The organism is Polaromonas sp. (assembly GCF_049790275.1).
In the GTDB taxonomy this organism is placed as follows: Bacteria; Pseudomonadota; Gammaproteobacteria; order Burkholderiales; family Burkholderiaceae_C; genus Polaromonas.
The window spans coordinates 1-6,188 of record NZ_JBAQYR010000142.1 but is presented as its reverse complement, the minus strand read 5'-3'; the positions used below and the strand labels follow the sequence as shown (position 1 = coordinate 6,188).

Below are 6,188 nucleotides of genomic sequence, written 5' to 3'. Positions count from 1 at the left end.
CCGCAACCCCGGCCGGCGCTGATGACGAGGTGCTGCGCGACCTGAAAGATCTGCAGAGCATGTTCGCAGCGCGCGATGCCAGCATGGAGGAAAAAGCGGCTTCGGGCGCCCAGCCCGATTTCCAGCCCACCCAGCCGTCCGGCCTGGGATAAACCGCCAGCACAGGACCTGCCGCCACCCTTCCATGAGCAGGGGAAAAAAGCGCGCAGCCCGCCGTGGCCCACCCCACCCATGAGCCCTCCAGCCACCCTGCATGATCCGTCTGCCCTGGCCGATTCACGGTATGCCGTGGTGCGTCTGATGGTCACGCTGGCCCTGATGACCGTCGGCGCCAGCGGCATGTATGTGGTGGCGGTGGTGCTGCCTGCGGTGCAGGCCGAGTTTGGCGTCGCGCGCGCCGACGCCTCGCTGCCCTACACCCTGCTGATGATCGGTTTTGGCATAGGCGGCATGCTGATGGGCCGGCTGGCCGACCGCTTCGGCGTGATGGTGCCGCTGTTGATCGGCGCGGCCAGCCTGGGCCTGGGTTATGTTGCCGCCGCCATGGCAGGCAGCATCTGGATGTTCACGCTGGCGCATGGCTTCCTGATCGGGCTGTTCGGCAGCTCCGCCACCTTCGCACCGCTGCTGGCCGATACCTCCCTGTGGTTTGTGCGCCGTCGCGGCATCGCAGTGGCGGTATGCGCCAGCGGCAACTACATAGGCGGTGCCATCTGGCCGCCCATCGTGCAGCATTTTGTGGAAACCGACGGCTGGCGCCACACCTACCTCGGCCTGGGCCTCTTCAGCTTCGTCACCATGACGGCGTTGGCCCTGCTGATGCGCAAGCGCCCGCCGCTGGCTGTGCCGGCGGCGCCCAATGCCCGCGCCCCGGCCACGCCCAGCAGCCTGCCTTTCGGCCTGTCGCCCGGCAAGGCGCAAACCCTGCTGTGCGTGGCCGGCGTGGGCTGCTGCGTGGCCATGGCGATGCCGCAGGTGCACATCGTCTCTTACTGCGCCGACCTGGGTTACGGCGCTGCGCGCGGCGCCGAAATGCTCTCGCTCATGCTGGCCTGCGGCGTCGTGAGCCGGCTGGTGTCAGGCATGATCTGCGACCGCATCGGCGGCCTGCGCACGCTGCTACTGGGCTCGGCCCTGCAGGGCATCGCCCTGCTGCTGTTCCTGCCCTTCGACGGGCTGGTGTCGCTGTACCTGATTGCCGCGCTGTTCGGCCTGTTCCAGGGCGGCATCGTGCCTTCCTACGCCATCATCGTGCGCGAATACTTCCTGCCCGCCGAAGCCGGCGCGCGGGTCGGCATGGTGATCATGGCCACCATGATCGGCATGGCGCTGGGAGGCTGGATGTCGGGCAAGGTGTTTGACCTGACAGGCTCCTACCATGCGGCTTTCATCAACGGCATCGCGTGGAACCTGCTGAACTTCAGCATCGTGTTTTTCCTGCTGTACCGTGTGCGCCGGCGCGCCACGGCCGTCCAGGTTGCGTGAATCGGCAAACACGTCAAGCTGCGGGATTGGGCATAAAAACAGACTTCAGCCCTTATTCTGCGGGCGCAAGCAGCTATTTATTTCATAGCAAATAAGCACAAGGTCCTGCGAAACCAGCGTACCGGCTGACACGGCAACCCGCCACCCGCCTGCGTATTTAACGGCACGACGGATGGAAGATGGCACTTTTGAAAGGCCTGCTCATGAACACCGTCCTCAAGTACACCCTGGCCACCCTGCTTCCCGTGCTGTCCGCCAGCCAGGCGCTGGCCTGCTACACGGTCTACAACCGCAGCAACCAGGTGGTCTACCACGCAGCAGCGGCACCGGTGGACATGCGCTACCAGCTTCACGAGACCCTGCCAGCGGTGTACCCCGGCGGTCACCTGGTGTTTTCGGTGACGGACACCTCCTGCCCGCCGGTCAACCACGCGCGTGCCACGGCAAGTGCGAGGGGAGATGCCCTGTCCAGAGGCGAGTCCTATGTGGAGCGCTCCGGCGGACGACAAGGCTCAAGCGCCTCCATGCCACGCACGCCCTGACCCCGCTAGTTCTACGGCGAATGACGAACGGGGACGGCAAGCGGGCGCGAGGCGCCCAGCGTCAAGGCAGGCTGCTGCCGACTTGGTAAGCGCCAAACAGCGCATGGACGGGCCGCGTTTCGGGCAGCACATACACCACGCTGTAGCTGTTTCCCAGCAGGGGCGTGACGACGTTTTCGTAAAAAGCCACCGGCACGACGACGCAGCCCAGTGAAATGCGGTTGTCACCCGGCGTGCTGGAGGCCAGCCGCTGCAGGCGCTGCTCCTGGCTGTTGCCCGGGCGCACACGGTGGATGGCCAGGCCTTCGCTGTAGTTAACCCAGATCACGGCCTCACCCGCCAGGTTGCGCCCCGGCTGGGACAGGAAGCGCCCGGCTGGCGTGGTGCGCTCGAAAGGCAGGATGTCGGCAACATTGCGCATGCCGATGCCGGGCACCGACTGGTCGCCAGGGGCCAGCCCCAGCAAGGCGGCCGTTGCGCCGCGCAAATGGCCGCCGGCTTCGAACACATACACGCGGGCGTCTTTTTTGTCGACGATGACAAAAGGCAGGCCCCGGTTGTCGGAAGAGTCCAGCACCCAACGGGCGGTGTAAAGGGCGTCCGGGGAAGCCCCCTCGGCAGCCAGACCGGCCAGCAGCACCTTGCGCGGCATCGGCGAAGCACCATCACCGGCGGCTACGGGCCCGGAAAGCAAGAACAGCGCGCCCAAGGCAGCCACAGAGCACAGCGTCTTGTATTTCAGGGTCATCCAGGTGTCCGGTTGAGTAGAAGGTCGTACAGAACCGGGACCAGCCCGGGGTGTAGGACATATCCTACCCAAACCTGCCTGGAATTGGCAAAACTGGGGTTATTGCATGAGAAAATATGCTACCAAATTGATAGCTTACAGCGCTTTACTGGCGGGCGTTAAAGCTTAATTCTTGCAGAAAATAAGGAGTTTCCCGGACACCGCTGGCGTGTAGGCTTTCTCCGACAGTACGCGGGGAAAAATCAGGGTTTGGCGGCAGCCACGCTGTAGCTCTCAAACACCGCCTGCAGGGGGCGTGTTTCAGGCAGCACATAAATCACGCCACGCGCAGCACCCAGGACCGGCTTGACCGTGGTTTCGTAGAACCCGACCGGCAGGTTGATGCAGCCAAAGGAAATGCGGTTGTCATCCGTCGTTGCGGAGGCCAGCCGTTCCAGCCGGCGTTCCCGCGGCTCCTTGGCACGCACACGATGCATGGAGACAGCCGCCTGGTAGTCCACCCAGACGATGTCTTCACCAAAGGAATTGACGCCCGGCATGGACACGAAACGTCCGGCCGGTGTGGTGCGTTCGTGCGGCCGGATGGCCGACATTTCGCGCTCGCCGATACCCGTCACCGAATCGTCGCCAACGGCCGAGCCCATCAGTGCGGGCGTGGCGCCTTTGAGCTTTCCGTCCGGCTGAAACACGTACACCGTGGCATGACGTTTGTCGACAATGACAAACGGCATGCCGCGATGATCGCGCGAACCCATCACCCAGTTGGCCATCTCGCGCACTTCAGGCGTTGGCTGCCCTTCCGCAAAATCGGCAACGCGCGGCAACTGCTCGAGGGCCATCTGCTGCAGCGCCGCAGGGGTTTGCCGGCTCTGCCGCGACGTGACCTGCCCCGGCATAATCAAGGCCAGCACGGCGCAGCCGATACCCAAACCTTTCAGGACAGCATCCAATTGCGAAGAATCGTCGTTGTTGGCCATGGGCGTATGGAGTTAAGGATCTCTAACGAAGTGCAGGGAAGCCGGATGAAATCATCCGGCTTCCCTGCGGACCTGAAACGCATGACGCGTCAGATGTTAGTTGCGGTCAGCGCGAGGCTGCAGGGTGCCAGTGTCTGCAGGTGCAGGCGCGGCGCTGGTGCTGCTGTCCACCGAGGTACCGGTGGTGGACGGCTGCGATTCCATGGTCGTGCCAGCGGCTGGGTTGACGTCAGGTGCCTTCATTTCTGCGGCACGCTGGCTGTTCAGGTCGCCGGGTGCACCGGGTGTCGTCCCGGAGGTTGTTTGCGCATAGGCGAAACCAGCGCCAGCAACAAGGGCGACAGCTGTGATGGCAGCGGTCAGAGATTTATTTGCTTTCATATGGGTAGCTCCTGAAAAGTAAAGCCCCGTGAAGGGCATTGAGGTGAATGCCGACCTGAGGGGCCGACTGAGTTCAATTTAGGCCAGTGAAATTTGCCCGGAGGTCGGTCCGGGACGCACATGCCTGTAGGACTGGTCCTGTCTGTTTGCACATGCTTACTTCCGCTTGCACAGCGCGCAATTCTGTAGCGGTAATTGCCGGACAGGGACTACACCAGCCATGACCACCGGCCTGCATCGCATTCGCGCGCAGCTTCAGACACTGTGGCTGTGCCAGCCGGGCCTCGCGCTACAAAGACAGGTATCTGATCTCCGCCCATCGGCGAAACGTCGGAACATTGTCCAGCGGACCCGGCTGCATTTTTTTTGTCCCCACCTGATTCCCGGATTCCATCAGGCCTGCCGCAAGACTCTGATAGCCTCGGTGGCCAGGAGCCCGCCATGGAATTGAATCTGGAAACCGTCACCACCCCGCCGCGTCCGGCCGCCACTGTGGTGCTGTTGCGTGATGCGCCCGCAGGCCTGGAGGTGTTCCTCATGAAACGCCATGGCCTGTCCGACGTGCTGGGTGGTGCGTATGTGTTTCCGGGCGGCAAGGTTGATGCGGCAGACGCCGAACTGGACATGGCTGTGCACCTGGACCAGCCGCTGGACCGGCTGCATGCCGGCCTGAACGAGCCGGAGATCGACCAGCGCACAGCGGGAGCGGTGTACGTGGCGGCCTTGCGCGAAGCCTTTGAAGAGTCGGGCGTGCTGTTCGCCGGGGGCCAGCCTTTGCCGGGTCTTTCCGAACGCGCAGCAGCCCTGCTGCGCGAAGGCCTCGGTTTCAATGCCGTGCTGGCGCAGATGGCGCTGCGCCTGCAGACACTGAGCATCGTGCCCTGGTCACGCTGGATCACGCCCGTTACGCCCTCGGTGACCAACAAACGTTTCGACACGCGTTTTTTTGTGGCGGCCGTGCCCGGCGGCCAGGTGGCCAGCCACGACAACTTCGAAACCACCGAAAGCATCTGGCTGAGCCCGCGCCATGCGCTGCAGCAGTACTGGGACCGGCAGATCGAACTGGCACCGCCGCAGATCATGAGCCTGGCGCACCTGTCGCGCCACGCCGGTGTGGCGAGCGTGCTGGCTGCAGCACGCGCGCGCCTGCCGCCGGTGATCCAGCCCGAACCTTTCGACCACGAAGGCAGCCGGGTGATCTGCTACCCCGGCGACGCGCGCCACTCAGTGCGCGAGCAGGCCCTGCCCGGCCCCACGCGCCTGAGCTACCGCAACAGGCGGTTCGAACCCGATGCCGGTTTCGAGGCCCTGTTCGGCTAGCCAGCGCGTAACGGCAGCCGGCTCATTGACGGTGCGCAGCGCCTGGAAAGCCAGCTCGGCCTCGGGGTAACGCCGGCGCAGGAAGTTGAGCCACTGCTTGAGGCGCCCGGCACGCGAGTGCGCATCGAGCCGGCTGCAGACCAGCTCCCAGAACTGGGCCAGCAGCGGCAGCATGGCCTGCCATGCATGCCCCGTGTGCTGGCCACCGCTACGGATGGCCCATGCCAGCCCCGGGTCCGCCACCGCGCCGCGGCCCAGCATCAACATGTCGCAGCCCGAGGCCTGCCGGCACAGGTGCGCATCGTTCACGGTCCAGATCTCGCCGTTGGCCACCACGGGAATGCTGACGGCCGCACGGATGTCGGCAATACGTTCCCAGTAAGCCGGCGGCCGGTAGGCCTGCGCCTTGGTGCGCGCGTGCACCACCAGTTCGTCGGCGCCGCTGCCGGCAATCGCCTGCGCGCAGGCAATCGCCTTGCTGTCGTCGTTGAAACCGAGACGCATCTTGGCCGATACCGGCATGTGCGCGGGTACCGCGCGGCGCACGGCCGCAACAATGGCCGCAATGGTGTCGGGTTCCTCGAGCAGCGCGGCGCCGCCGCCGTGGCGGTTGACCACCTTGGCCGGGCAGCCGAAATTGAGGTCTATACCGGCCGGCCCCAGCGTCGCCAGCCGCGCCGCGTTTTCGGCCAGGCAGACCGGGTCGGAGCCGAGCAGTTGCGCACGCACCGGCAC

At 64.8% G+C, this 6,188-nt stretch carries 7 protein-coding genes; 3 read left to right on the top strand and 4 right to left on the bottom strand.

What is annotated here, in order from left to right; translation table 11 throughout:
- Positions 1–231 precede the first annotated feature (231 nt).
- Positions 232–1,485 carry an MFS transporter gene (locus WA904_RS19510; protein WP_425198790.1) on the top strand — a complete coding sequence of 418 codons (1,254 nt, stop codon included), beginning with the start codon at positions 232–234 and terminating at the stop codon, positions 1,483–1,485.
- A 203-nt stretch (positions 1,486–1,688) separates the two neighbouring features.
- Positions 1,689–2,027, top strand: a complete 339-nt coding sequence (locus tag WA904_RS19505; RefSeq protein ID WP_425198789.1) for a hypothetical protein — start codon at positions 1,689–1,691, stop codon at positions 2,025–2,027.
- A gap of 61 nt (positions 2,028–2,088) precedes the next feature.
- Here WA904_RS19505 and WA904_RS19500 read toward each other — a convergent pair whose 3' ends face one another.
- From WA904_RS19500 to WA904_RS19490, 3 genes are all read right to left on the bottom strand, one after another.
- Positions 2,089–2,775 carry a hypothetical protein gene (locus WA904_RS19500; RefSeq protein WP_425198788.1) on the bottom strand — a complete coding sequence of 229 codons (687 nt, stop codon included), beginning with the start codon at positions 2,773–2,775 and terminating at the stop codon, positions 2,089–2,091.
- A gap of 242 nt (positions 2,776–3,017) precedes the next feature.
- Positions 3,018–3,752, bottom strand: coding sequence for a hypothetical protein (locus WA904_RS19495; protein WP_425198787.1), 735 nt, complete (start codon positions 3,750–3,752; stop codon positions 3,018–3,020).
- Positions 3,753–3,848: 96 nt separating this feature from the next.
- The gene (locus WA904_RS19490) at positions 3,849–4,133 is read right to left on the bottom strand and encodes a hypothetical protein (RefSeq protein ID WP_425198786.1); all 285 of its coding nucleotides are present in this window, start codon (positions 4,131–4,133) and stop codon (positions 3,849–3,851) included.
- A gap of 441 nt (positions 4,134–4,574) precedes the next feature.
- Here WA904_RS19490 and WA904_RS19485 point away from each other — a divergent pair, with 441 nt between their 5' ends.
- Positions 4,575–5,453 (top strand): NUDIX hydrolase, encoded by an 879-nt coding sequence (locus WA904_RS19485; RefSeq protein WP_425198785.1) that lies wholly within the window; start codon positions 4,575–4,577, stop codon positions 5,451–5,453.
- Here WA904_RS19485 and WA904_RS19480 read toward each other — a convergent pair.
- Positions 5,358–6,188 (bottom strand): tRNA dihydrouridine synthase (locus tag WA904_RS19480; RefSeq protein WP_425198784.1); only part of this gene is annotated, 831 nt, incomplete at its 5' end. The two genes, WA904_RS19485 and WA904_RS19480, sit on opposite strands and share 96 nt — an antisense overlap.